At 61.7% G+C, this 24634-nt stretch carries 20 protein-coding genes and 2 tRNA genes; 12 read left to right on the top strand and 10 right to left on the bottom strand.

Annotation, left to right across the window (positions count from 1 at the left end; genetic code table 11):
* Window positions 1-142 precede the first annotated feature (142 nt).
* From ACFVHU_RS10735 to ACFVHU_RS10725, 3 genes are all read left to right on the top strand, one after another.
* Entirely contained in the window at window positions 143-670 is a 528-nt protein-coding gene (locus ACFVHU_RS10735) for a histidine phosphatase family protein (RefSeq protein ID WP_105658818.1), read from the top strand.
* A 227-nt stretch (window positions 671-897) separates the two neighbouring features.
* Window positions 898-2025 (top strand): DUF1611 domain-containing protein, encoded by a 1128-nt coding sequence (locus tag ACFVHU_RS10730; protein ID WP_388024342.1) that lies wholly within the window; start codon window positions 898-900, stop codon window positions 2023-2025.
* A gap of 8 nt (window positions 2026-2033) precedes the next feature.
* Window positions 2034-3647 (top strand): ABC transporter transmembrane domain-containing protein, encoded by a 1614-nt coding sequence (locus ACFVHU_RS10725; protein WP_388024341.1) that lies wholly within the window; start codon window positions 2034-2036, stop codon window positions 3645-3647.
* Here ACFVHU_RS10725 and ACFVHU_RS10720 read toward each other — a convergent pair.
* Genes ACFVHU_RS10720 through ACFVHU_RS10710 form a run of 3 tightly spaced genes read right to left on the bottom strand, consistent with a single transcriptional unit; the run spans window position 3644 to window position 7368 of the window.
* Entirely contained in the window at window positions 3644-4255 is a 612-nt protein-coding gene (locus ACFVHU_RS10720) for a TetR/AcrR family transcriptional regulator (RefSeq protein ID WP_388024339.1), read from the bottom strand. The genes ACFVHU_RS10725 and ACFVHU_RS10720 overlap by 4 nt on opposite strands.
* Complete coding sequence (locus ACFVHU_RS10715; RefSeq protein WP_388024337.1) at window positions 4252-6582, bottom strand: YhgE/Pip family protein; 2331 nt, start codon at window positions 6580-6582, stop codon at window positions 4252-4254. Before ACFVHU_RS10715 ends, ACFVHU_RS10720 begins: the two co-directional genes overlap by 4 nt.
* 3 nt (window positions 6583-6585) lie before the next feature.
* On the bottom strand, window positions 6586-7368 hold the full coding sequence (locus ACFVHU_RS10710) for an ABC transporter ATP-binding protein (protein WP_105658813.1): 783 nt from the start codon (window positions 7366-7368) through the stop codon (window positions 6586-6588).
* A 221-nt stretch (window positions 7369-7589) separates the two neighbouring features.
* Between ACFVHU_RS10710 and ACFVHU_RS10705 the strand changes: the two genes are divergently transcribed.
* The 6 genes from ACFVHU_RS10705 (at window position 7590) to ACFVHU_RS10680 (ending at window position 15834) form a co-directional block, all read left to right on the top strand.
* On the top strand, window positions 7590-9506 hold the full coding sequence (locus tag ACFVHU_RS10705; RefSeq protein ID WP_133835090.1) for an ExeM/NucH family extracellular endonuclease: 1917 nt from the start codon (window positions 7590-7592) through the stop codon (window positions 9504-9506).
* A 327-nt stretch (window positions 9507-9833) separates the two neighbouring features.
* Window positions 9834-11162, top strand: coding sequence for an ABC transporter substrate-binding protein (locus ACFVHU_RS10700; RefSeq protein WP_388024335.1), 1329 nt, complete (start codon window positions 9834-9836; stop codon window positions 11160-11162).
* A 96-nt stretch (window positions 11163-11258) separates the two neighbouring features.
* Window positions 11259-12422, top strand: a complete 1164-nt coding sequence (locus tag ACFVHU_RS10695) for a carbohydrate ABC transporter permease (RefSeq protein WP_388024333.1) — start codon at window positions 11259-11261, stop codon at window positions 12420-12422.
* Window positions 12415-13302, top strand: a complete 888-nt coding sequence (locus ACFVHU_RS10690; RefSeq protein WP_041648380.1) for a carbohydrate ABC transporter permease — start codon at window positions 12415-12417, stop codon at window positions 13300-13302. Before ACFVHU_RS10695 ends, ACFVHU_RS10690 begins: the two co-directional genes overlap by 8 nt.
* Window positions 13302-14720, top strand: a complete 1419-nt coding sequence (locus ACFVHU_RS10685; RefSeq protein ID WP_388024331.1) for a GH1 family beta-glucosidase — start codon at window positions 13302-13304, stop codon at window positions 14718-14720. Before ACFVHU_RS10690 ends, ACFVHU_RS10685 begins: the two co-directional genes overlap by 1 nt.
* 100 nt (window positions 14721-14820) lie before the next feature.
* Window positions 14821-15834 (top strand): LacI family DNA-binding transcriptional regulator, encoded by a 1014-nt coding sequence (locus tag ACFVHU_RS10680; protein ID WP_286134377.1) that lies wholly within the window; start codon window positions 14821-14823, stop codon window positions 15832-15834.
* 77 nt (window positions 15835-15911) lie between these two features.
* On the opposite strand, the gene ACFVHU_RS10675 is transcribed toward ACFVHU_RS10680, so the two are convergent.
* From ACFVHU_RS10675 to ACFVHU_RS10665, 3 genes are all read right to left on the bottom strand, one after another.
* Window positions 15912-15988: transfer RNA gene (locus tag ACFVHU_RS10675), tRNA-Arg, on the bottom strand.
* 101 nt (window positions 15989-16089) lie between these two features.
* Window positions 16090-16665, bottom strand: coding sequence for a GNAT family N-acetyltransferase (locus ACFVHU_RS10670; RefSeq protein ID WP_388024329.1), 576 nt, complete (start codon window positions 16663-16665; stop codon window positions 16090-16092).
* 59 nt (window positions 16666-16724) lie between these two features.
* Window positions 16725-16801, bottom strand: a tRNA-Arg gene (locus ACFVHU_RS10665).
* 317 nt (window positions 16802-17118) lie between these two features.
* Between ACFVHU_RS10665 and ACFVHU_RS10660 the strand changes: the two genes are divergently transcribed.
* The 3 genes from ACFVHU_RS10660 to ACFVHU_RS10650 all read left to right on the top strand — a co-directional run bounded on the left by ACFVHU_RS10660 (window position 17119) and on the right by ACFVHU_RS10650 (window position 20726).
* Entirely contained in the window at window positions 17119-18951 is a 1833-nt protein-coding gene (locus ACFVHU_RS10660) for a phosphoenolpyruvate carboxykinase (GTP) (protein ID WP_388024327.1), read from the top strand.
* Between the two features lie 168 nt (window positions 18952-19119).
* Window positions 19120-19647: a PadR family transcriptional regulator gene (locus tag ACFVHU_RS10655; RefSeq protein WP_388024325.1), complete on the top strand. Its 528-nt coding sequence runs from the start codon at window positions 19120-19122 to the stop codon at window positions 19645-19647.
* Window positions 19644-20726, top strand: coding sequence for an alpha/beta hydrolase (locus tag ACFVHU_RS10650; RefSeq protein WP_332488280.1), 1083 nt, complete (start codon window positions 19644-19646; stop codon window positions 20724-20726). Before ACFVHU_RS10655 ends, ACFVHU_RS10650 begins: the two co-directional genes overlap by 4 nt.
* A 67-nt stretch (window positions 20727-20793) precedes the next feature.
* Here ACFVHU_RS10650 and ACFVHU_RS10645 read toward each other — a convergent pair whose 3' ends face one another.
* From ACFVHU_RS10645 to ACFVHU_RS10630, 4 genes are all read right to left on the bottom strand, one after another.
* On the bottom strand, window positions 20794-21969 hold the full coding sequence (locus tag ACFVHU_RS10645) for a globin domain-containing protein (RefSeq protein ID WP_388024323.1): 1176 nt from the start codon (window positions 21967-21969) through the stop codon (window positions 20794-20796).
* A 146-nt stretch (window positions 21970-22115) separates the two neighbouring features.
* Window positions 22116-22574 carry an Rrf2 family transcriptional regulator gene (locus ACFVHU_RS10640; protein WP_133835073.1) on the bottom strand — a complete coding sequence of 153 codons (459 nt, stop codon included), beginning with the start codon at window positions 22572-22574 and terminating at the stop codon, window positions 22116-22118.
* Between the two features lie 77 nt (window positions 22575-22651).
* A complete protein-coding gene (locus tag ACFVHU_RS10635) occupies window positions 22652-23122 on the bottom strand; it encodes a hypothetical protein (RefSeq protein ID WP_105658802.1) in 471 nt (156 codons plus the stop codon).
* Between the two features lie 12 nt (window positions 23123-23134).
* Window positions 23135-24568, bottom strand: coding sequence for a phosphomannomutase/phosphoglucomutase (locus ACFVHU_RS10630; protein WP_388024647.1), 1434 nt, complete (start codon window positions 24566-24568; stop codon window positions 23135-23137).
* Between the last annotated feature and the right edge of the window lie 66 nt (window positions 24569-24634).

Raw genomic sequence — 24634 nt, 5'->3', positions numbered from 1 at the left:
CGGGCTCTGTCCCACCCTCTTGACCCCCCAGCAAGTGGTTCTGCGGGGCCGCTACACCTAAAACCACCTCCCGCGCGGGGGCCGGGCGGGGGGCCGCGCCGGGGCCTGCCCCCCCCCGCCACTGCTGTCTTAAGCTGGAACAATGAACACCATGCACTCCCGCAAGCTCATGCTGATGCGCCACGCCAAAGCCGACTACCCGCTGGGCGTCGCGGATCACGACCGGCCGCTGGCGGCCCGCGGGCACCGCGAAGCCCCGGCCGCCGGAGCCTGGCTTGTGGAGAATGGCCTGATACCGGACTACATCATCTGCTCCGACGCGCTGCGTGCGCGCTCCACCTGCGCCTGGGTGCTTTCCGAACTCGGCGAGAAGGGCCCGACCCCCTATGTCGATTCGCGCATTTTCACCGCAGGAGTCTCGCAGCTGTGCTCCATCATCAATGAAGTTCCCGATACGGTCAGCAACCTGCTGGTGATCGGGCACCAGCCGGTGCTCCAGGAATTGGCGCTGCGCTTGGCGGCAATGGACTCGGATGAAGAAGCCGTTTACGAGCTGGCGATGAACTATCCGACCCTGGGAACCACGGTGCTGGAAACCAAGCATCCGTACTCGCACCTGGATGCCCGTGATGCGCGCGTCACGCATTTCACCGCACCGCGGCCCGCATGAGAGAAGTCTCATCAAGTTTTTTCTAATGCACTAGTCAGCCTGTAAATAAGCGGTGATCTGCCTTTATGAGAAGCAGATGATAGGCCTCTCATCGAATACACCTCGCCGCCTCATGAACCGTTCACTTTCAGTTAACCATTGCTCGTTTCACTGGGAATCGTTGGCAGCACGGCCAGCACCGGCAAACCGCAACGGCGGGCCGGAAACACTGAAAGAGGAACAGGCAGATGGCCATCATCGCAGAATCACTTCCAACGCAGACCCCCGCAGCGCGCAATGAAGTGCAGCAGCAGATCGATGCACAGCGCGCCCGCACCATCCGCGCTGCCTACACCACCCGCTTCGTTGCAGCCGAGCTGCAGCGCAATCCGCAGGATTTCGAGATCGTGCGCCGCGCAAACATGGTGCCGCGTGCCGGTGACGTCGTCATCGCGGCTGTGACCGAGCTAGGCAAGCACACGCGCCTGCAGTCCCCGGTTTCCCGACGCCAGCTGATATTCGTCGGACAGGAAATCATGGTCGCCTACGGCCACCGCTACGCACCAGACCAGTTCCTGGCCCATGTGCCGGATAACCTGGGTCCATGCCAGCTGGTTGCAGGCGGCGGTGTCGCCAGCGAAGTCATCGAACAGCACGCCTCGATCGATATGGCGACACAGCTGCAGCCCGCAGGCCTGCTGATGCGCCACGGCAAGGTCGTGAACCTGGTGGACTTCGCTCCACTGGGCATCGAGAACGCATCGCCGCGCGCAGCGCAGGTTGCCGCGCCGCGCCCGCCGGTGATCGCAGTGCTGGGCACCTCGATGAACTCCGGCAAGTCCACCACCCTGGGATGCCTGGTCAACGGACTGGTCAACTCCGGCATGGAAGTTGCCGCAGGCAAGGCCACCGGCACGGGTGCCGGCAATGATCCGAACCTGTTCACCGATGCCGGCGCCTTCAGCGTCTGCGACTTCACCGACTTCGGCTTCCCAACCACCTACCGCTTGGACTACGAAACCGTGCGCGACCTGCTGGTGGCGATGATCCGCGAGCAAAGCGCCACCGGCGCAGACGCAGTGGTCATCGAGATCGCCGACGGGCTGTTCCAGGGCGAAACTTCCCGCTTGCTGCGCGACCCGATTTTCGCCGAGCATGTAGACCGCGTGCTGTTCAGCGCCCAGGACGCTTTGGGTGCCCAGGCCGGAGAGCGGATCCTGCGCGAAGCAGGCCTGGATGTTGCCGCGGTTTCCGGGGTGCTCACGGCCTCCCCGCTGGCCGCGATGGAAGCCCATGCGCAGCTGTCCACCCCGGTCATCGGGACTTTCGACCTGTGCCAGGCAGAGGTTGCCGCCGCCCTGCTGCCAACCCGCTAGGAGCCAAGATGCTGGACCAGAAGATCGCCGTTGAGCAGCCGGCGCAGCCTGGGCGCCTGCCGGCGCTGGTAGCGCCGGGGCGGCGGATGCTGCTGGCCGGATTGCTCAGCCTGGGCATTCTCGCCGGCTTGCTCTCGATTGCCATTGGCTGGCTGATCGGACAGCTTTCGGCCCGCATCAGCTGGGCAGCTCTTGGCGCGGTCCTGGGCTTGGTGGGATGCTTCTTCCTGGCCAAGTACGCTGAACGGGTGCTGGCCGAGAAGCTCGGCCAGCATTATGTGGCCCAGCTGCGCCGCGGGCTGGTCACGCACGCTTTGCGCAGTGCACGCGGTCCGTCCATGGGCATCACCATCGCCCGTTCCACCAACGACCTGTCCTCGATCCGCAACTGGATTGTGCAGGGCATGGTCCCGCTGGTCGCCGGTTTTCCATTGCTGATTGTCAGCGGTGCGGGCCTGTGGTTCCTGCATCCGCTCCTGGCCCTGAGCTTGGCCGCGACCCTGGTGCTCGAGGGCGTCCTGCTGGCGGCCTTGGCCGGGGGTACTTTCCTGAGCGCCAGGACCTTGCGCCGGCACCGTGGAAGCCTGGCCTCGCGCATTGCCGATACCGTCGCGGCGCGGACAGCTATTGCGGCCGGCGGCGGCGTGGAACGTGAAGTGCAAAGGGTGCAGGACTCCTCGCAGAAGGTGATCGATGCTTCGGTGCATCGCGCCCGGTTCGCCGCCGCCCTGCGTGGCGGGGCGCTGGCCATTCCGCTGCTGGGTACCGCGCTGGTTGTGGCAGCGGCCTCGATGGCGCAGCTTCCGCCAGCTGCCGTGGCGACCGCCCTGACGCTGATGGGAATTTGCGCAGGAACTCTGGGCGAGTGGGGCCGCGTGGTGGAGTACCGGCAGAATTACAAGGCGGGCCGGCGAATCATCGCGCCGCTGCTGGCCGAGCAGGAACGCTGGCGGGCCCGCGAAGAATCTTCGGCAAGCACCCGCGATGCCAAGGAGCTGATGCTCCAGCCTTCCTCGGTGCGCATCCAGGTGCCCGCAGGGATGGCCGACCAGTTTTCCACCCTGCGGGCACAGCCCGGGGAGCGAATTGCGCTGCGTGGAAGCCAGGGCCAATGCGCGGCGCTGCTTTCGGCCATTGCTACCGGCGCCCTGGTGCACGGCGCCGACCCGCAGGCCGGGGTGTGGATCGCCGAGGGGCGCAGCGAGGATCTGCCTGCTGCCGGCCGCCGCAAGCTCGTGGGCTCCGCATTGGAATCCATGGTTCCCGAGCGCGGAAGTGTCGCCCGTGCGCTGCGGTATCGCCATCCGGGCGCTTCGCTGCGCAAGGCCGTGGCGCTGGCTGAAACCTGCGGTTTGAAGATGGCCGATTTGCCCGGTGGAGCGGAAGCCCGCTTGCGCCGGGGCGGCGAACCGCTTAGTTCCGGGCAGCAAGCATCGTTGCTGGTGGCACGGGCGCTGTTGCGCGAACCGCCCTTGCTGGTGGTCGATTCGCTGCTGACCCGCTTGCCCGATGGAGCCTACGGCGACGTGGCCGAACTGCTCAACGGCTATCCCGGGGTGCTGCTCTTCAGCGCCGGACTGCCTGGCATCAGGGAAACCGCCAGCTGGGACGCGCAGGCCTAGGAGCCGGCCGCCGGACGGGTAGCGCGAAGCCCATCCACGGTGAGCAGCACGGCGCGCACCGTTTGCCCGCGATCCAGGCCGGTCTGCCCCGAGGCGCGCATCCGGGCAGTAAACAAGGCGGCACCGAAAATACTGGTGGCTACCGAGAGCTTCTGCTCGGGCTCGAGCACGACCAGGCGTTCGAGCACCTCGATGATCAGCCCGGTCACCTGCGTGTGCAGCGGGGTGCTGGCGAACGCATTGGCGGTGTCCGCGCTCAGCTGCTCCTGCATCCACAGGTGGGCAAAGGATGGGTAGCTGGCGACGAAGTCCATGGAGAATTCAAGCATCTGCCTCAGCGCAAGGTAGGGGTCTTCCCCGGAGGCCGCACGTGCCAGTTCGCCCATGAGCTTGTGCGCGCCGTAGCTGAGGATCTGGCTGACCAGCTCGTCTTTGGAGCCGAAATTGTAGTAGACCGTGCCCTTGGAAACGCCGGCCGCGGCCGCGATCTCGTCCACCGAGACGGACTCGGGGGAGCGCGAACCGAGCAGCTGCATGGCCGCTTCGAAGAGCTTCTCCTTCGAATCCGTGGCCCGCACACGGCGGCGTTGGCCCGTTGGCGTTGTCATTCTTTCAGCTCCGGTTGCAGTGTTTTCAAGCTCCAGGTCTTGTTCTTGCGTACCGCAAGCATACTCAAGACTAGTCCAATGGCGGTGTAGAGCAGCAACGAACCGGTAACCGATGGCAGCACTCCCAGATCCGCGCCGTACATCAGGTGGCGCATGCCGATCACCACATTGCTCATGGGCAGGATCCGGTGCAGCAGGTGCAGCGAATCAGGCAAGGTCTCCCAGGGGAAGGTGCCGCCTGAGGTGACCAGCTGCAGGACCATCAGTACCAGCACCACGAACTTTCCAGCGGTGCCCAGCAGCGCGAAGCACCCCTGGATCAGCGCACTGAAGCATAAGGCAGAACCGGCCAGCAAAGCCCAGATCAGCCACGGGTGGGCGGCATGCAGTCCCAGCCCGAATCGCACCACCGCGTAGAGCAGGCTGGTTTGCAGCACTGCGATGGCGGCGAAGGGCAACCAGCCGCCGATGGAAATTTTCCAGTTGCTGCCGTTGGAAGCCAGCGCGCGCTTGGTCATCGGGCGCATCACCTGGGTCAGGATCAGCACGCCGATAAAGGTCGCCAGGGTCATGAAGAAGGGGGCAAGGCCTTCGCCATAAGCCTGCGCTTCGGCCTGCTTGCTATTGGAGACAGCTACCGGATTGCCCATGACTTCGGCCAGTTGCCCGCTGGTGGACTCATCGGGGTTCGGCACCTTCCCGGTGCCGTCCTCCAGGCCGGCGGCCAATTCATCTGAACCGTCTTGCAGTTCTTCGGTGCCGTCCGAGAGCTCGCCGACTCCATCGGAGAGCTGCACCAGTCCGTTGTGCAGGGCTCCGGTGCCGGCGAGCAGCGTGCCGGCACCCTGATCCAGTTGGCTTGCGCCGTCAGCCGCGTCGGTGGCGCCATTCAGTGCGGACTGCTGGCCCTCGGCCAGGGTCTTTGCCCCGGTGTGGGCTTCGGCGGCGCCGGAGGCGAGCTTCGCCGAGCCTTGGGCTGCCGAGCCGATGCCCTTCGCGAGTGCAGGCATGGCGTCATCCAACGCCTTGGTGCCATCCGCGAGGGTGCCCAGGCCGGTGGCCAGCTGCTGGTTTCCTTCGGCTACCTGCGCCGATCCGTCGGCGAGGGTGTGCAGCTGCGTTTGCAGGGTAGATAACTCGGTATTGACCTGGGTCACTTTGGTATCCAAGGCATTGCCGAGCGTAGAATTCTGCACGCTTTGGCTGACCGTGCCCTGGATGGAATCAGCCTGGTCCTGGGTGAGCACGCCACTGCTGACCAACTCGTCCAGGCGCTGCTGCGTATCTTCCTTGACGCTATCCAGCTGCGTTTTCGTGTTGGCCTGCAGCTGGTCGATTACCGCGATGGCCTCATCTGCCGTGCTGGCCAGCTGCTGGTTGCCGTCTGCGACCTGCTGTGAACCGGCAGCAAGCTGGTCGGCGGCTTCTTTCGCGCTGGCGGCGCCTTGATCCAGCTTCGAGACGGAACCGGGCAGCGCTTTGGTCTGCGTCTTCAAGGTGTGCAGACCGTCGCTCAGCTCTTTGCTGCCGTCGGCCAGCTGCGCGGTGCCGTCGGCCAGTTCGGCGCTGCCGTCGCGCAGCCGGGTTTGGCCGTCGACCAGTTGGCCCAACCCTCCCGACAGGTCGGCGGTGCCATTCTTCAGGGTCTTGGTGCCCGAGTTCAGCTCGGTGCTGCCATCGACGAGCTTGGTGGTGCCATCGGCCAAGGTGACCACGCCATCGCCCAGTCGCAGGGTGCCATCGTAGAGCTTCCCGGCGCCGTCTGCGGCTTCGCCCATCGAATCGTGGATGTCCACGAATCCGGCGATCATCGCCGAAGCCGTTTCGGTTCCCACTTCCTGGGCGACCGAGGTGCGCACCGTGGTAGCCAGCGTTTTGGCGAAGTTGGAAACCATGAAGTTATTGGCATCGTTGGTCAGCAGCTCGATATTGGCCTGTTCGGCATCATCGAAATCGCCCGGCGAGACCAGGGCCGAGGAAAAGTCCTCGGGCAGGATCAGCGCAAAGGCGTACTGGCCGGTGGCGACGGCCTGCTCGGCTTCCGCCTTGGAATCCACGTGCGCCCAGCTGAAGGTGCCGTCGTCTTCCAATTCCTCGACGACGTCGTCGCCGACTCGGGTTTTCTCGCCGTCCTGTTCGGCGCCTTCATCCAGATTGACCACGGCGGCCGTGACCTTGTCGAGGTTTCCCTGGGGGTCCCAGTTGGCGTAGAGGTAGAGCGCGCCATAGAGCAGCGGAACGCAGGTGACCGCGATGAGCGCCAGTTTGGGCAAGGTGCCGCGGCTCATCCGCTTGAGCTCGGAGAGGGCAAGTCGCAAAGTTGTCATGGGCTATTCCTTTGCTTCGCACTGAACAGCGTCAGCAAGTTCGTCGGCTGGGAGGAAGAAATCGTGGTTGTCCGCGATGCCCTCGGCCATGGCCAGGTGATCCAGGCCCAGATCGAGTTCGCCTTGGATGAACCCGGTGGATGGATCGGGCAGTGGGAGCACTGCTGGTTCCGGGTCGGCGGCCTGCCCGGTTTGCGGCTGCCAGCACTGGGGCAGCCGGCTGACGATAGCCAGGACTGCGAATTCCCGATGCGAGGAAGCGAAGTTCTCCAGGGTCTCGAGCCAATGCTCGTCTTCCAGATCGTGCCGGTCCGGTGAATCGACGATGAGCAATTCAAGACGGGGATTCTCGGCAGCCAGCAGGAGCTGGAGCTCGAAGAGGCGGCCCGGATCGATGGCATCGCTCCAGCAGCTGGCGATATCGTCGAATCCATGCTGCGCCATCCACTTCCTGGCGCCGGGCTTGCGCCAGCTTGGCCCCGGGATCAGCCCCAGATCTTCTGCGACAAGATCGCAAACCTTCAAGTGGGATTCGGGTTCATTGATCCCCGGCGAATCGACCAGAGCGCTGTGCTTGCGCAGGGTTCGCAGCTTCGGATCCGCATTCCACACCACCGTCCCGGAGCTGGGTGCCATGCGTCCGCTCAGTACAAGGGCCAGCGCGGTCCGGGAAATCTGCGGCTCGGATACCAGCAGCTGCAGTTCACCTCTTTGCAGTTGCACGGAGGTGGGCCCCACGAGCTGGTCGTGGCGTCCCTTGACGGTAATGGAATCTGCGGTAAGCACAGTTAAAGACTAATTGAACTGACCAGTCAGTTCAATTAGTGAAAAGGTTCCTTTAATCACTACTGGACGTAAAGCGTTTGATGACCTTTGATGGTTGTTGGGTACGTCACGAAAAAGCGGGGCAGAGTTCAGGTGCAGTTAATCGGGCTTTGCTTACCTTGGAACCAGGCCCATGCACGCGGCAGGGCCGCCGCTGCTTGAATATCTACCTAGGGAAAAACATGATCAATAGACGTCCCACTCGCATCGCTGCCGCGGTGCTGGGAACCGCGCTTGCGGTTTCGAGCTTCTCGGCGGCGCACGCCGATACTGCCGAAATCACCCCCATCGAACAGATCCAGGGGACCGGCGACAGCTCACCCATGGCTGGCCAGGACGCAACTGTGCGCGGTGTTGTCACCGGAGCCTACGCCGACGGCGGATTCCGCGGTTTCTATCTGCAGAGCGCTGGCAGCGGCGTAGATGCCTCGGGCCAGGCGAGCTCGGCGATCTTCGTGTACGCGCCGGACGAGGTTTCCTCGGTGAGCGTCGGCGACCATGTCCAGGTTTCTGGCGAAGTGTCCGAATACTATGGCTTGACCCAGCTCAAGGCCGGCAGCGTCGAGGTGCTCGATGAACCGGCACAGGGCGTCAAGCCGCTGGCGATTTCGCTGCCGAGCAGCGATGCCGAGCGCGAGCGCTTTGAATCCATGCTGATCGAGCCGCAGGGCGAGTTCACCGTCTCGGACAATTACTCGCTGAACCAGTACGGCGAGCTGAGCCTGGCCATGGGCACCAGCGAGATCCTGCCCGGCGAACGGCTGCTGCGCCAGCCAACCGATGTCTTCAAGCCGGGCAGTGCCCAGGCCAAGGCTCTCGCGGCGGAAAACGAGCAGCGCTCGATCGTGGTCGATGACGGGGCCACGCTGAACTTCTCCACCAGCAAGAACAAGCAGATCGCCCTGCCGTACATCGACGCGCAGCAGCGCGTCACCGTAGGCGCTGACGCATCCTTCATCGCACCGGTCATCTTGGACTACCGCTACGATATGTGGCGTTTGCAGCCGCAGGGCCAGGTGGTCGGCGCCGATGATGCCGATATCGCCGTGAACTTCGAGCAGGTCGACAACGACGCTCCGCAAGAGGTGGGCGGCAATGTCAGCGTTGGCAGCTTCAACGTGCTGAACTACTTCACCACTACCGGCGACATGCTCGATGGGTGCTCGTACTACACCGACCGCGAGGGCAATCCAATCAATGTCCGCGGTGGTTGCGATGCGCGCGGCGCGGCGACCGCTGAAAGCTTTGAGCGCCAGCAGTCCAAGATCGTTGCCGCACTGGGCAAGTTCACCGCAGACGTGGTGGTCCTGGAAGAAATCGAGAACTCGGCACGCTTCGGACAGAACCGCGATGCCGCCCTGGCTCACTTGGTCAACGAGTTGAATCAGGAAGCTGGCCAGAAGGTTTGGAGCTATGTCCCGACCCCATCGGTTGTGCCCGCTGACGAAGATGTGATCCGCACCGCGATCATCTACCGCGACAAGTCAGTGAAGCCCATCGACGAGTCGGTCATCCTCGACGATCCAGCATTCGTGAACGCCCGGGATCCATTGGCCCAGGCTTTCCAGCGTGTTGGCGGAAACCAGAACACCCGCTTCCTGGTCGTTGCCAACCACTTCAAGTCCAAGGGCTCGGATCCTGCTGATGGATCGGGCAATGCCGACAGCGGCGATGGCCAGGGCGCTTGGAACGAAGCCCGTGTCGGCCAAGCGGAAGCGCTGGTTGGCTTCGCGGACGAGCTGAAGAAATCGCGCAATACCGACCAGGTGCTGCTGGCGGGGGACTTCAACTCCTATTCGGCTGAAGATCCGATGCAGGTTCTGGTTGAAGCCGGTTACGTGGACCTGGGCGCCGCAGCCGATTCCCAGAGCTACCTCTACGACGGCTTGGTGGGCTCGCTGGACCACATCTTCGCTTCGGAGAAGCTGGCGGGCAAGGTGACTGGAGAAGACATCTGGAACATCAACGCCCTTGAATCCGTGGGCTACGAATACAGCCGCTACAACAACAACATCACTAACCTGTTCGCGGCTGACCAGTACCGTTCCTCGGATCACGACCCGGTGCTCGTCGGACTGCAGCTGGATAAGAAAAACTGACTTTTCCCGCCTGCGCGGTGGCCGGGCGCTCTTCTTCCCTGAAGAGCGCCTGGCCACCTTCTTTTAACCCGCTTTGGGGAACCCAAAGGGGTGCTGGCTGCGGGGCGGAGAATTCTTTGGGGAAAAGGCTTGACAGAAAACTTCCATCGTGGATAATTGTTGGAGAAGATTTGTGAGAGCGCTCACAAAATGTTTGGCAGAGTCGCTTTCATCGTTTCAGGCATCCAGGAAATCGCAGGAATTTTCTTTTTTGCCGTATTTTGAGAGCGCTCTCAAACTTGTTGGCGCTCGCCCGCTCGCACGATTCATATCCGAAATGGAGTCACCGTGAAACCCTCACGCAAATCCCCACTGGCACTGGCCACGGCCGTTGCCGGAAGCATCGCCCTGGTAGCAACCGGCTGCGCAGCCGACGCAAGCAAGGATGCCCAGCCGGCCTCGGCTGATAACCCGGTCACGCTGACCGTGACGACCTTCGGCACCCAGGGACTGGACCCGCTGTACGAGAAGTACCAGAAGGAAAACCCTGGAATCACCATCGAAGCCACCAACATCGACACCGGTGGCAACGCGTTGACCGACTGGAAGACCAAGCAGGCTGCGGGTGCTGGCCTGCCAGATGTCCAAGCAGTGGAAGAAGGCTGGCTGGGCCAGGTGATGTCGGTTGCAGATTCCTTCACCGATCTGCGCGAGTTCGGTGCCAATGAGGTAGCGGGGGATTGGGTTGACTGGAAGGTCAAGCAGGCCACCGACCCAGAAGGCCGCGTCATTGGCTACGGTACGGACATTGGGCCGATGGGCATCTGCTTCAATGCCAAGCTGTTCAAGGATGCTGGCATGCCCAGCGAGCGCGAAGAAGTTGCCGAGCTGCTTGGTGGCGACGACGCAACCTGGGAAGACTTCTTCAAGGCAGGCAACGAGTATGTGAAGAAGACCGACAAGGCCTTCTACGACCAGTCCGGTTTCGTCTGGAATTCCATGGTCAATCAGCTCGACGAGGGCTACTACAAAGCTGACGGATCACTGAATATCGAGGGCAACGCCGAACTGCGCGAGCGCTGGGACCTGCTCTCCGATGCTGCGTCCAAGGGGCTGTCGGCCAACCAGACCCAGTGGGACTGGGGCAAGGGCCAGGCCTTCGTTGACGGTTCCTTCGCCGTCATGCCTTGCCCGGGCTGGATGCTTGGCACGGTCAAGGGCCAGGTTGAGGGTGCCGGCGGAGACTCCAGCGCAGGCTGGGACTTCGCAGATGTCTTCCCGGGCGGCGCGGCCAACTGGGGCGGCTCGTTCCTGACCGTGCCGACCACCTCCGAGCACCCGGCCGAGGCTGCGAAGCTCGCCCAGTACCTGACCAGCGCATCGTCGCAGGCGACCTCATTCGAGGAAGCCGGCACGTTCCCTTCGAACCTGGAAGCGCAGAAGTCCGAGGCAGTGACCGGCGCGAATGAGATGAGCGAATTCTTCAATAACGCACCGGTGGGCGAAATCCTGGGCAACCGCGCCAACGGCGTCCAGGCCCAGTACAAGGGCCCGCAGGATTCGGTGATCCAGGAGCAGGTCTTCGGCCCGGCTATCAAGGCGATCGATGCTGGCAGCGACAGCGAGACCGCTTGGAACAAGGCCCTCTCCACCCTGCAGGAACTGGAAATCAAGTAATCCCGTAGCCCGCTTCGAATCCAGGCAGGGGCCGCGGCACGCAACGAGGTTGCGGCCCATGCCTGGACAGCTACTGCAGCAGGAAAGATGCCACTGATGAGCACCACAACACACGATGCCCCGGAACAAGACCGGGACGCCAGCGCGCCCAGTCCGCAGCCCCAGCGTTGGAACAAGGGGAACAATGTCCCGGCCGGGGGTAAGACGGCCGAGACCAGGGACGAGCGCAAGACGCGCCGCCGGCACCTTCGCGGGCGGTGGGATTTCAAGTACTCCCCATATCTCTACATCTCGCCTTTCTTCATCCTCTTCGGCCTGGTGGGCCTGTTCCCCCTGATCTACACGTTCGTCGTCTCGATCAATGACTGGGATCTGCTCGGCGGAGCAGGAGCCTGGATCGGCCTGGAAAACTACAAAGCCGAACTGACCTCTCCGCTGTTCTGGAATTCCCTGTTCAACACCTTCAGCATCTTCCTGCTTTCGGCCATCCCGCAATTGGTGATCGCGACGTTCATCGCGGCCATGCTGGACCAGAACATCCGCGCCAAGACCTTCTGGCGCATGAGCGTGCTGGTTCCCTACGTGGTCACGCCGGTGGCCGTCACACTGATTTTCTCCTCGGCATTCGACGAGCAGTATGGCGTGCTGAACAACCTGCTGGCCGCCGTGAATATCGACCCGATCGCGTGGAAGACCGAGGTCTTCCCGTCGCATATGGCTATTGCGACCATGGTGAACTGGCGCTGGACCGGCTACAACGCGCTGATCCTGCTGGCAGCCATGCAGGCGGTGCCACGCGAACTGCATGAATCGGCGGCCATCGACGGCGCCGGCGTGATCCGCCGCTTCTTCTCGATTACCTTGCCCAGCATCCGCCCCACGATGATCTTCGTGATCATCACTGCCACCATCGGCGGCCTGCAGATCTTCACCGAACCCAAGCTGTTCAACCCCAGCAGCTCGGTTCCAGGCGGCCCGGACCGCCAGTACCAGACCACGGTGCTCTACCTCTGGGACCTGGCCTTCAATCGCGGGGACTTCGGACGCGCCTCGGCCGTGGCCTGGATCCTCTTCCTGATCATCATCGTGATCGGCGTGATCAATTTCCTGATCTCCGGATCCATCGCTTCCTCGGCCGACAAGAAGGGCGCCGGCAGCACTGGCAGAACCCGAGCAGCACGTCGGGCAGCTGCCCGAGCCGAAGCCAAAGCAGCAAAGCCGGCCAACGGAACGCAGAGCGGAAGTGCAGCAAATGAGTAATGCAACAGTGGAACGCCCCGCGCGCCAGGTCCGTGCGCCCCAGCGCCGCGGCAAGAACTTCTCCATGGACCGCCGTCCTGGCTTCCTCACCTACGGAATCCTGCTGGCCTTCCTCATCGGCAGCACCTACCCGCTGTGGTACTCGTTCGTCATCGGTTCCTCCACCGGTGCGGTGTTCGCCTCGGCGTACCCGCCGCTGCTGCCAGGCGGCCAGTTCTGGACCAATGTCGCCGAGGTCCTGGACTCCGTCGATTTCTGGGCGGCCCTGGGCAACAGCATCATCGTCTCCTCGGTGATCACCTTCTCGGTGGTTTCCTTCTCCACCCTGGCAGGCTACGCTTTCGCCAAATTGCGCTTCCGCGGACGCCAGGGGCTGCTGGTCTTCGTGATCGCGACCTTGGCCGTGCCCACCCAGCTGGGCATCATCCCGATGTTCATGATGATGAAGCAATTCGGCTGGACCGGCTCGCTGGGAGCCATCATCATCCCGACCCTGGTCACTGCCTTCGGCGTATTCTTCATGCGCCAGTACCTGGTGGAGAACATCCCCGATGAACTGATTGAGGCAGCCCGCGTGGATGGCGCCTCCATGATCGGCACCTTCTGGCATGTCGGGGTTCCAGCGGCTCGCCCGGCGATGGCGATCCTGTCGCTGTTCACCTTCATGACCGCCTGGACCGACTACCTGTGGCCCATGCTGGTGGCACCGCAGAACCCAACCTTGCAGGTGGCGTTGAGCCAACTGCAGTCTGCCCGATACGTTGACTACACCATCGTGATGACCGGGGCCCTGCTGGCCACGATCCCGCTGCTGGTGCTCTTCATACTTGCAGGCAAACAACTTGTATCCGGAATTATGGCAGGAGCTGTAAAGGGCTAATGATGAACCACCTATCCCAAAAATTCGCGTGGCCTAAGGAATTCCTGTGGGGCTCGGCTACGGCAGCAGCCCAGATCGAAGGCGCTGGCCATTCCTACGGCAAGGAAGATTCGGTCTGGGACGCCTTCGCCCGCAAGCAAGGGGCCATCGCAGGAGGTGAGAACCTCGAAGTCGCAGTGGACCACTACCACCGCTACCGCGAAGATGTGCAGCTCATGCGCGAACTGGGCCTGGACTCCTACCGGTTCTCCACCAGCTGGGCTCGCGTGGTCCCCGGGGGCCGCACCGTGAACCCCGAAGGCCTGGATTTCTACTCCCGGCTGGTCGACGAGCTGCTGGAGAATGGCATCCTGCCGTGGCTGACGCTCTACCACTGGGATCTGCCGCAGGCATTGGAAGAGCGCGGTGGCTGGACCAACCGCGAGACCTCCTACAAATTCCTCGAATACGCGGAGACTGTGCATGAAAAGCTCGGCGACCGCGTGAAGCACTGGACGACGTTCAACGAACCGCTGTGCTCTTCGCTGATTGGCTACGCCGCCGGCGAGCATGCCCCTGGACGCCAAGAACCTCAAGCGGCGCTGGCAGCGGTGCACCACCAGCATCTGGCCCACGGGTTGGCCACCGCCCGACTGCGCGAACTGGGCGCGGAGCATATCGGCATCACGCTGAACCTGACCAACGCGGTCCCGAATAATCCCGGCGATCCGGTGGATCTGGAAGCAGCGCGCCGCGTCGACGCATTGTGGAACCGCATGTACCTGGACCCTGTCCTGCGCGGTTCCTACCCCGACGACCTGCTTGAAGACGTCCGGGGTTTGGGGCTGGCTGAAGTCATTGAAGCAGGAGACCTGGAGATCATCTCGCAGCCAATCGACTTCTTGGGCGTGAACCACTACCACGATGACAACGTTTCAGGCCATCCGCTGCCCGCCGGCCAGCCGCAGCCCGTGGTGCCTACCGATTCGCCGAAGTCTTCGCCATTTGTCGGCAGCGAGTATGTGACCTTCCCGGCACGCGACCTGCCGCGCACGGCCATGGGCTGGGAAGTGAATCCCGAAGGGCTGCGCGTGCTGTTGAACCGGTTGAACCGGGACTACGCTAACCTTCCGTCGCTGTACATCACGGAGAACGGCGCTTCCTACACCGATACGGTGACGGAAGCCGGAACCGTTGAAGATCCCGAACGCGAGGAATACATCCTCAACCACCTTGATGCTGTGGCCCGCGCGATAGCAGACGGCGTGGATGTCCGCGGCTACTTTGTCTGGTCTTTGCTGGACAATTTCGAATGGGCTTGGGGCTACGCGAAGCGCTTTGGCATTATCCACGTCGATTACCAGACCCAGGTGCGAACGATTAAGAATAGTGGCAAGGCCTACGCAGGGTTGATTGCCGCAAACCGTACAATGGCATAACACCTGAGCATGATGGTCCGCAGCCTGCCGATGGTGCTGCGGACCATCATCGTGTTTCACCGACGGACTACTGCAAGGCACCTGGATAAAGATCATGATCATGCACGAAGCGCGGAGCCCGAAACCGACCCTCGAGTTGGTGGCAGAACGCGCAGGTGTCTCACGGGCTACGGTCTCCCGTGTAGTGAATGGCTCGGATCGGGTGAAGCCGGGGGCTCGCAAGGCTGTTGAATTGGCGATCCGCGAATTGAACTACGTGCCTAACCGTGCCGCCCGTTCGCTGGCGCAGGGCCGGACCAATTCCATCGCCTTGGTGGTTCCCGAGAACACCGCGAAGTTCTTCGCAGACCCGTACTTCGCCAAGGTCGTCCAGGGCGCTGCCCAGTACCTGGCCGATACCGAATTCATGCTCACCTTGCTGCTGTCTACCGAAGCGGATCCGGTGAAAACCACCCGTTACTTGCAAGGCAGCAATGTGGATGGCGCGCTGGTGCTTTCGCACCACGCGGATGACCGTTCCTATGCGGATCTCGGAACTGTGTTGCCCATGGTTTATGGCGGACGCACCATGAGCACTGATCAAAAGGACATTTATGTTGTCGACATCGACAACATCGCCGCCGCCAGGCAAGCGACTGAGGTCATCCTTGGCCAGGGGCGCACCAAGCTGGCAATTATTGCCGGGCCACAGGACATGGGCGCGGGACTGGACCGTTTGGTGGGATTCAAGCAGGCAGTTGAACGCGCGGGCCTGGAGCCTGCGGCTATTGAGATCGGCGACTTCACCCCGGCTAGCGGACGGCGCATCATGCAGCAGCTGCTGGACGCGGATGTTGCGGTAGACGGCCTGTTTGCCGCCAGTGCCCAGATGGGCTTCGGCGCTTTGCAGGCCCTAGGGGAAGCTGGTGTGAAAGTGCCGGAGGACATTTCGGTAACGTCCGTTGATGATGACTCTTTCGCGCGAAGCTCGACACCGCCGTTGACGACCATTGCGCAGAACCCGGAGCGCCAGGGCGAAATCATGGCGGAACTGTTGATCAAACGCATCAACGGAGAACAGGTACCCGAGTGGAGCATCATGGACACGAAATTGGTGTTGCGCGCTTCGCACTAGTCTGTTGCGGCACCGCTGCCGTTCCCCGCCGGGATTTAACAAAAAAATTCCCACTCGATCGAGTGGGAATTTTCAGTTGGTGCGCCCAAAGGGATTCGAACCCCTGACCTTCTGTTCCGTAGACAGACGCTCTATCCAGCTGAGCTATGGGCGCATATTCATTTATTAGCCGTCTTGACGACTTGAATAACTTTACACGAGATTTCCGGGGAGCAAGAACCAAAACAGCAAAAAGTGCCGTGATTCACAAAATAACTAGTCGACTACGGAATCACTGGGATTGGAAGCCGAATGATCGTGCAAGATCGCTTGGTAGAGGTTGTGGTTCTGCCAGCGTCCTTCGATCTCCAGATAGTTCGGCGCCATGCCAATTCGGACGAAGCCGTTCTTTTCAAGAACGCGCTGCGAGCCGTAATTGTGGGGGAGCGTACTGGCTTCCAGCCGGTGCAAGCCCAGATCGTTGAGCGCCACCGTGCGCAAGGTGGCCACGGCTCGGGAAGCCAAGCCCCGCCCGGTGTGTTCATGATCGATCCAGTAGCCCAGGCTGGCGCTTTGGAATGCGCCACGCGCCACTCCGCTGATATTAAAGCGTCCGATGAGCGCATCCCGTTCGAAGAGCCCGAAGGGAAAGGCCAATCCGCTTCGGCGAGCTTCTGAGGCGGCTGCGAGGTGTGCCGCTTGCCGCGTCTCGGTGAAGAATTCTGCGGGGCGAGCCGGCTCCCAGGGCTCCAGGTGCTGTCGATTGCGCTGGTAGGACTCAGCGACTTGCTTTGCGTCGGCGACTTCCAGCAGGCGCAGGCTGAGCTGGCCGCCTAGAGCAAGCTGTGTCATCGGGCAATCCTTTGGGGGAAACAAAAAATTCCCACTCGAGCGAGTGGGAATTTTTCATTTGGTGCGCCCAAAGGGATTCGAACCCCTGACCTTCTGTTCCGTAGACAGACGCTCTATCCAGCTGAGCTATGGGCGCATATTCTTTTGTGTGGCTTGTTCTCACGAACCTCGAATAACTATACAGGTCGATTTCGCGCTGTACAAATCGACGGGCAAAGCTAGTGGGTCCAGATGAACATAAGGTTATGTGAAGACGTTGAAAGGGTACCGGTATACGTGACCTTCGTCACATAATCGAGTCAATTCGTTTAGACCAACCCCCGGAATTTCGGGAATTTTTTCCTTCTGATCCTCCGGGTTTCACTTTCATGAGGTTTCGATCACACGGCGCTGGAGTTGAGCACCTAATAGCCTTGATTTATTGCAAGTTCAGCCCAATGGAGGGAATGGATAATGAGCACGAGCTCGGATCAGAACGTTATCAGCGCAGCACCTACTTCGCACGAGAAGTTGGCATCCTGGGTTGAGGAAGTTGCCGCACTGACGAAGCCGGATCGTGTTTATTGGGTTGATGGGTCAGCTGAAGAAAATGATCGCCTGACTGCCGAGCTGGTTGAAGCCGGCACCTTGGTCAAGCTGACCGATCCGAACTTCCCTAACTCTTACGCTGGTTTCTCGGACCCCAAGGATGTGGCCCGAGTCGAAGAGCGCACCTTCATCTGCTCCGAAAAGGAAGAAGATGCAGGCTTCACCAATAATTGGGAAGACCCAACCAAGATGAAGTCCATGCTCAGCGGCCTGTTCGATGGCTCGATGCGCGGACGCACCATGTACGTCATCCCATTCGTCATGGGCCCGCTGAACGCGGAAGTGCCTGCCTACGGCGTGGAAATCACCGATTCCGCCTACGTCGTTGCCTCGATGCGCATCATGGCCAAGATCGGCAATGAAGTACTGCGCAAGATGGAAGCCGAGGACGCATTCTTCGTTCCAGCGCTGCACTCGGTAGGTGCACCCCTGGAACCGGGCCAGGAAGATGTTGCCTGGCCATGCAACGAAGACAAGTGGATCGTGCACTTCCCCGAAGAGCGCGCCATCATGTCCTACGGTTCGGGCTACGGCGGCAACGCGCTGCTGGGCAAGAAGTGCTACTCGCTGCGCATCGCCTCGGCGATGGCCCGCGATGAAGGCTGGCTCGCAGAGCACATGCTCATCCTGAAGCTGACCAGCCCGCAGAACAAGTCGTACCATATTGCCGCGGCATTCCCGTCGGCCTGCGGCAAGACCAACCTGGCGCTGCTGGATCCAACCATTGAAGGCTGGAAGACTGAGACCCTGGGCGATGACATCAACTGGATGCGCATCGGCAAGGACGGCGAGCTGCGCGGCGTTAACCCCGAATACGGCCTGTTCGGCGTGGCGCCAGGCACCGGCTGGTCCACCAACCCGAACGCGATGCGCGCCATCTCCAAGGGCAACAACATCTTCACCAATGTTGCGCTGACCGATGACGGCGGCGTCTGGTGGGAGGGCATGACCGACGAGGCTCCTGCGCACCTGACCGACTGGTTGGGCAACGACTGGACTCCTGAATCCGGTCGTCCGGCAGCGCACCCTAATTCGCGCTTCTGCACCCCGATCGACCAGGTCGACATGCTTTCCGAGGACTACTACTCGCCTAACGGCGTGAAGATCGATGCGATCCTCTTCGGCGGCCGCCGCAAGACCACCATTCCGCTGGTGACCGAAGCCCGCAGCTGGACCAACGGCATCTTCATGGGTTCGACCCTTTCCTCCGAGACCACCGCAGCCGCTGCAGGTGCGACCGGAGTGATTCGCCGTGACCCGATGGCGATGCTGCCATTCATCGGCTACAACGCAGGCGACTACCTGAACCACTGGGACAAGATCTCGAACAAGCTCAACCCAGAGCAGATGCCGAAGATCTTTCTGGTCAACTGGTTCCGCCGCACGGCTGACGGTGGCTTCGCGTGGCCAGGGTTCGGCGACAATTCGCGTGTGCTCAAGTGGGCTGTCGAGCGTATCGAAGGCACCGCGGACGCCCGGGAAACCATCATCGGAAACGTCCCGACCGGCGAGTCCCTGGATTTGGCTGGCCTTGAAGGGTTCACCCCAGCCGACGTTGAAGCGGCAGTAGCTGTCAACAAGGATGAATGGACTACCGAAGTCGAGGCCATCGAAGAGTGGTACGCCAAGTTCGGAGACGCGCTGCCAGCTTCGCTGCGTGCAGAGCTCGACGGCTTGAAGGATCGCCTGAACGCGTAGTTGACTAGGATCTCCAGCAGATCCGCACATGAGAACGCCCCGGTGACTGGAATTCCAGTCACCGGGGCTTTCTCGTGCGCCACGGAGGAATTGTCACAATCCGGGTACAGTTTCCACACGCCGGGGCAAAGTGGGTGCAAAATCAACTATTTATGAAAAGATTGCTCTATGGTTTTGGCACGATTGATTCTCGGGCTGCTGTGCTTGTCGCCCATGACTGGCTACGAGCTCAAGAAGCACTTTGACTCCTCTATTAACCACTTCTGGAACGCAGACAAGGCGCAGATCTATCGCACCTTGGCGCAGCTGGTGGACAAGGGGTATGCCACCGTGCGCACCGTCGCGCAGTCGAATTACCCTGACCGCCAGGAACACCACATCACGGAAACGGGACGTGCGGCACTGTCCCAGTGGCTTTCTGCTGGTGCGGTGCAGTCTCCCGAGCGTGATCCCTTCATGGGGCAGGTGTTCTTCGCCGCCGAACTCGAACGCGATGATATCCAGAACTTGTTGGAGGAACGCCGCCAAGCCACGCAGTTCATCCTCGATGACTACCTCTCCCAGCGCGAAGGCATTGACATGCGAGCCGCTGCGGACCGTCGCAGCTTCCTGATGGCTGCCACACTTGACCATGCAATCCGACAACAAGCCGCGGAGCTGGAATGGCTCGACGCGGTATTGGAGTACTTGCCATGACTGCAGCCAAAGACCAGAACAAGACCCCGGCAAGCGGTGCCGGGCGCGATGCCACCGATTATCCGGAAGTGCATCCCGGGCGGCATCATGATGGGCAACGGTCGATGAAGACCCTGGTCTTCCTCCACGGCGGAAACGTCGGCAACTGGAGCTGGGACCCGCAGGTTCTGGCCTTTGGCGACTGCAACATCCTGACTCTGCACCTGCCGGCCTTTGGTGCCCGGTTCGAGGAGACCTGGGATGGCCTGGAATCCGCCGCCGATGATGTCGCAGCCTTGATCGCCGACGAGGTTTCCGAAGGCGGCGTGCATCTGGTTGGCATTTCCCTGGGTGGAGTGATTGCTTTGCACGTGGCCGCACGGCATCCGGAGCTCGTTGACTCCGTGCTGATTACCGGCACTCCGGTGACCGGTGTGGGCCAGGCGGCCCGGGCTTTCCAGCGGATGCAGCTCAAGCTCATTGGCAGCGAGTGGTTCTGGCGTTTCCAGGCTGGTGCCTACGGAATGGTGGATGATGAGCGCGAGCTGTTCACCGAGCACGGCGTGAAGCTCAAAGCCGAGAACATGCGGGCCATCATGGACGAGATGGACCCAGGGGGATTGCCGCAGAAGCTCGGCTCCTACCGGGGCCCGGTACTGGCCCTCGCTGGAGCCAAAGAGCCCAAAGTTGTGCAGAAATCCTTTGACGCGCTGCGCGCAAGGCTCCCGCAGGTGATCACGCGCGTGGTTCCGGGCATGCACCACCAATGGAATATCGAGAACCCGATCCTGTTCAACTCGGTGCTGCGCAAGTGGATTTCCGATGCGGGCCTGCACCAGATCCTGGTTGATCCGCAGGCTGCGAAGCCGGCACCCGGCGCGAAAGCAACACCGGTGGAACAAGCCGCTGAAGCGCCGGCGAATCAGGACCTGGAAGCCGGGGAGCCCGCGCCGCCAGCTCAAGAAGCCGGACAGAAGAAGCCTGGCAGGTTCGCCGGGAAAATCGATCCTCGAAAGCTGGACCCGAAAAAGTTCGATTTGAAGAAGAAGGCACCGAAACAGGGTGGCAAGCCGGATTCTCCTGCGGATACCGGAAAATAAAGGCAAAAAAGTGCTGCAGGCGGATTCCCCATGGATCCACCTGCAGCACGGCTCTGTCACCAGGAAGCTAGGCAGCGAGCCATACATCCGGGCCGAAGACTTCGTAGTGGATACGCTCGGCCGGGATGCCGGCTTCCAGCGCCTGGTTGCGCATTACATGCATGAATGGCAGCGGGCCGCACAAGTAGACCTGGGCATTCCCGGTCAGTGCGCCGGCGAGATCCATGTAGCCGGACGTGGCGTTCAGCCCCTCCGGCAATTCCCCGCGTTCGAACCAGGTGCTGATGGTGGCTTCTGGCAGCTTGCCGATGGATTCGAGCATCTGCTCGCGCAATGGCCAGGCGGTGGCCGTTTGGTCTGCGTGCAGCACGGTGACCTTGCGGGTGGAGCCGCGTGCGGCCAGGGTCTGCAACGCGGCCGCACTCGGGGTGCAGCCGATTCCGGCGGTGGCGATCACCAGCGGCGAGCCATCGTCATCGATGACCAGGTCGCCATACGGATTCGATAGTTCCACCACGTCGCCGAGTTTCAGGCCATGGTGGATCACGGGGGAGAATTCGCCGTTCACATCCAGTTTGACCGTGACGGTGCGGCGGTCGGTTCGCTCGATGTCGCCGCTCAAGGTGTACTGGCGAACCTGGCGCAGGCCGTCGGCCATCGGCATGCGGACCGAAACGAATTGGCCCGGCTTGGCGACGGTGGCAGGGGTCCGGTCAGCTGGCTCGAAGCTGAAGCAGACCGAATCAACGCCGGTTTCGATGCGCTCGACAAGCTTCCACGGGGTGTAGATCTCGGCGTTGGCCTGCTGCGCGTACAAGCCTTTCTCGATCTTGACCAGCGCGTGGGCCATCAGCCAGTAGACCTCGGTCCAGGCCTCGGCGATCTGCGGAGTCAGCGCCTCGCCCAGGTCTTCGGCGATGGCGTCGAAGAGGTGCTTGTAGACGATGGGGTACTGCTCCTCGGCGACACCGAGGGAAGCGTGCTTGTGGGCTACGCGCGCGAGCATGGTTTCCGGAGTGGTGCCCGGGTACTTGACCAAGTAGGTTGCGAAGACTGCGATGGATCCCGCCAAGGCCTGCTGCTGGGTGCCGTTCTTCTGGTTCGAACGGGAGAAGATTCCGTCGAGCAGTTCCGGGTGCGCGGTGAACAGGCGGTTGTAGAAGTTCGGGGTAATGCTGGAAATGCGCTCTGCGATGATTGGCAACGTGGCTTCAACGACCGGGAAGGACTTCGTGGACAGCATCGAGTCTCCTTGGAGTAGGCGATAACTTGTATTCCAGATACAAGATTTATGATTCATTTCTACGCCTAGTAGAAAAGGATTGCAAATCCACCGGCCGGTATTCGTAACAGAAATCGGCGATGCGACCCCCGGGGGCCGCAGGGGAATCAGGAAAGGGCGCGCACCGTCGGGAAGGGGAGCCCCGTGAAGGGCATCGCGGATGATGCCGGGCAGATGTCCTGGATCGTCAGCGGGTCCAGTGAAGCGTAGAAAGCTTCGCGGGCCTGCCGGAAGACTGCCCGCAAGCGGCAGTTGCCCGAAAGCGGGCAGTTGGATTGCGCGTCATGATCGGAGCAATCCACAATATCGGTGCGCTTGTCCAACTTGCGCAGCAGTGAGCCGAGGGAAAAATCCAGTGCTCCATCGCTCAGCTGCGCGCCGCCATTGCGGCCGCGGGTGACCTGCAGGATTCCCAGCGTACGCAGTTCCAGAACGGCTTTGGCCACGTGGTTGTAGGGAACCCCCACGGACTCGGCGATCTGGCGGCTGGTCAGTTGCCCGGTGCCGGGCGTTGCAAGGACCATGACGGTTCGCAAGCATACGTCGGTGAAGGCACTGAGTTTCATGATTCCTACTTTACGTGGGAAAAGCATTCCGGGGTCAGCATAGTGACTATGCCGACCCCGGAATCACCAACCGCGGTCTAGAGCGCGTTGGCCCAGATGGCTTCCGCCGATTCTGCCGCTGGCTCGTCGAAGATCCATTCGCCGCCTGGCTCTGCAGGCATGGTGTACGGCTGCACGATGGCCAACGCCGCACCGACACGGTGCTCGGCCACAATGTGGATGGCGTCCTGGTCGTTTTCCTGGAGCAGCACATCCGAGGCGACGGCGATCGCCTGGAAGTGGGTGCCCTGCTGGTTCAGCACCTGCATCAGGTCCGCAACCATGGCTTCGGTGTCGATGTCGGCTTCCGGATCCTCAGGATCATCCGTTGGCGGAACAGCGATCAAGCGCAGCTCCGGCTCGTCTTCCTCTTCCTTCGGCTCCAGCGCGATCGCAAAAGGCAGGAACACGCCCTGCTCTTCGAGCTGTTCGCGGGCCACGCCCAGGGCGGTGCCCAAGACCTTGTTCAGCGCGTCCTTGACGCCCTCATCCAGTTCTTCGAGGTTCATGTCTTCCCTTTGCTAGTTGGTGACGTTCTTTTCACGCACGATAGCCAGAACGGCATCGCGGATGGGCTCAATGATTTCTGCGGTCCGGCCTTCGCCGTTGAAACGCAGGAATGGTTCGGTATTCGATGGGCGCAGATTGATCCACCAGCTGCCATCGGCCGCTGAAATGGTCGTGCCGTCCATGGTGATCACTTCTACTGGCTGGTCTTGGAAATGCGACACGACCCGGGCAGTAGCACCTGCCTTGTCCTCGACCTCTGAATTGATTTCACCCGTGGCAGCGTAGGGTTCGTATTCGGCACCCAGCTCGGAGAGCGGCAGTTCCTGCTCGCCCAAGGCGGCCAGCACATGCATGGCAGCGAGCATGCCGGTATCGGCATTGTAGAAGTCGCGGAAGTAGTAGTGGGCGGAATGCTCGCCTCCGAAGACCGCGCCCTGGGAAGCCATTTCAGCCTTGATGAAGGAGTGGCCTACGCGGGTCATCACCGGAACGCCACCGGACTTGGCGACGAATTCAGGCACTGCCTTGGAAGTGATCAAGTTGTGGATGATCACCGGGGACTCTTCGCCAGCTGCCTGCACACGGGCGATTTCGCGCACCGCGACCAGTGCGGTGATAGCCGAAGGGGACAGCGGCAGCCCGCGCTCGTCGATCACGAAGCAGCGGTCGGCATCGCCGTCGAAAGCCAGGCCGAGATCGGCCCCGTGCTCCAGTACTGCGGATTGCAGGTCCTTGAGGTTTTCCGGTTCCAGCGGATTGGCCGGGTGGTTGGGGAAAGTGCCATCCAGCTCGAAATACAGCGGGACAATTTCGAGCGGCAGCTCAGCGAGCACCGTACCCCCAAGAACTGCGGGGGTAGTCATGCCGCCCATGCCGTTTCCGGCATCCACCACGATCTTCAGCGGACGAATGCCCGACAAGTCCACCAATTCTCGCAGGTAAGCTGCATAGTCGGCCAGCACGTCGCGCTCGCTGATGCTGCCCTGCGGGGCGTCACCGGAGACCGGCAGTCCCTCGTCAAGGTACTGCTGGGCCAGGTCGCGAATGTCGAACAGACCGGTAGCCGAAGAAATCGGGCGCGCGCCAGACTTGGACATCTTAATGCCGTTGTACTGGGCGGGATTGTGGCTGGCGGTGAAGACAACACCGGCGGCATTGAGCTTGCCCGATGCGAAGTACAGCTCATCGGTGGAGATCAATCCGAGCATGATCACGTTGGCGCCGCGGTAGGTGGCGCCACGAGCGAAGGCTTTGGCGAATTCTGCGGAAGACGGGCGCATGTCACCGCCAACCAGTACTTCCTTGCCGGACAGGGACAGGACGTCGACAAAGGCCGCGCCGATGGCTTCAATTGCTTCGGCATCCAGGTTCTCGCCGACTACGCCGCGTACGTCGTAGGCCTTAAAGCTCTGATTAAGATCAATTTCTTCACTCACGCCTTTCAGCCTACCGGTTTGACTGATTCAAATCATTGAGAACTAGGCGATTGCGGATGGGAAATGCCTAACATT

It is taken from the genome of Glutamicibacter sp. NPDC127525 (assembly GCF_042672105.1).
Lineage (GTDB): Bacteria > Actinomycetota > Actinomycetes > Actinomycetales > Micrococcaceae > Glutamicibacter.
Note: the sequence above shows the minus strand (reverse complement) of the source record. Positions and strands in the feature narration are given on the sequence as shown.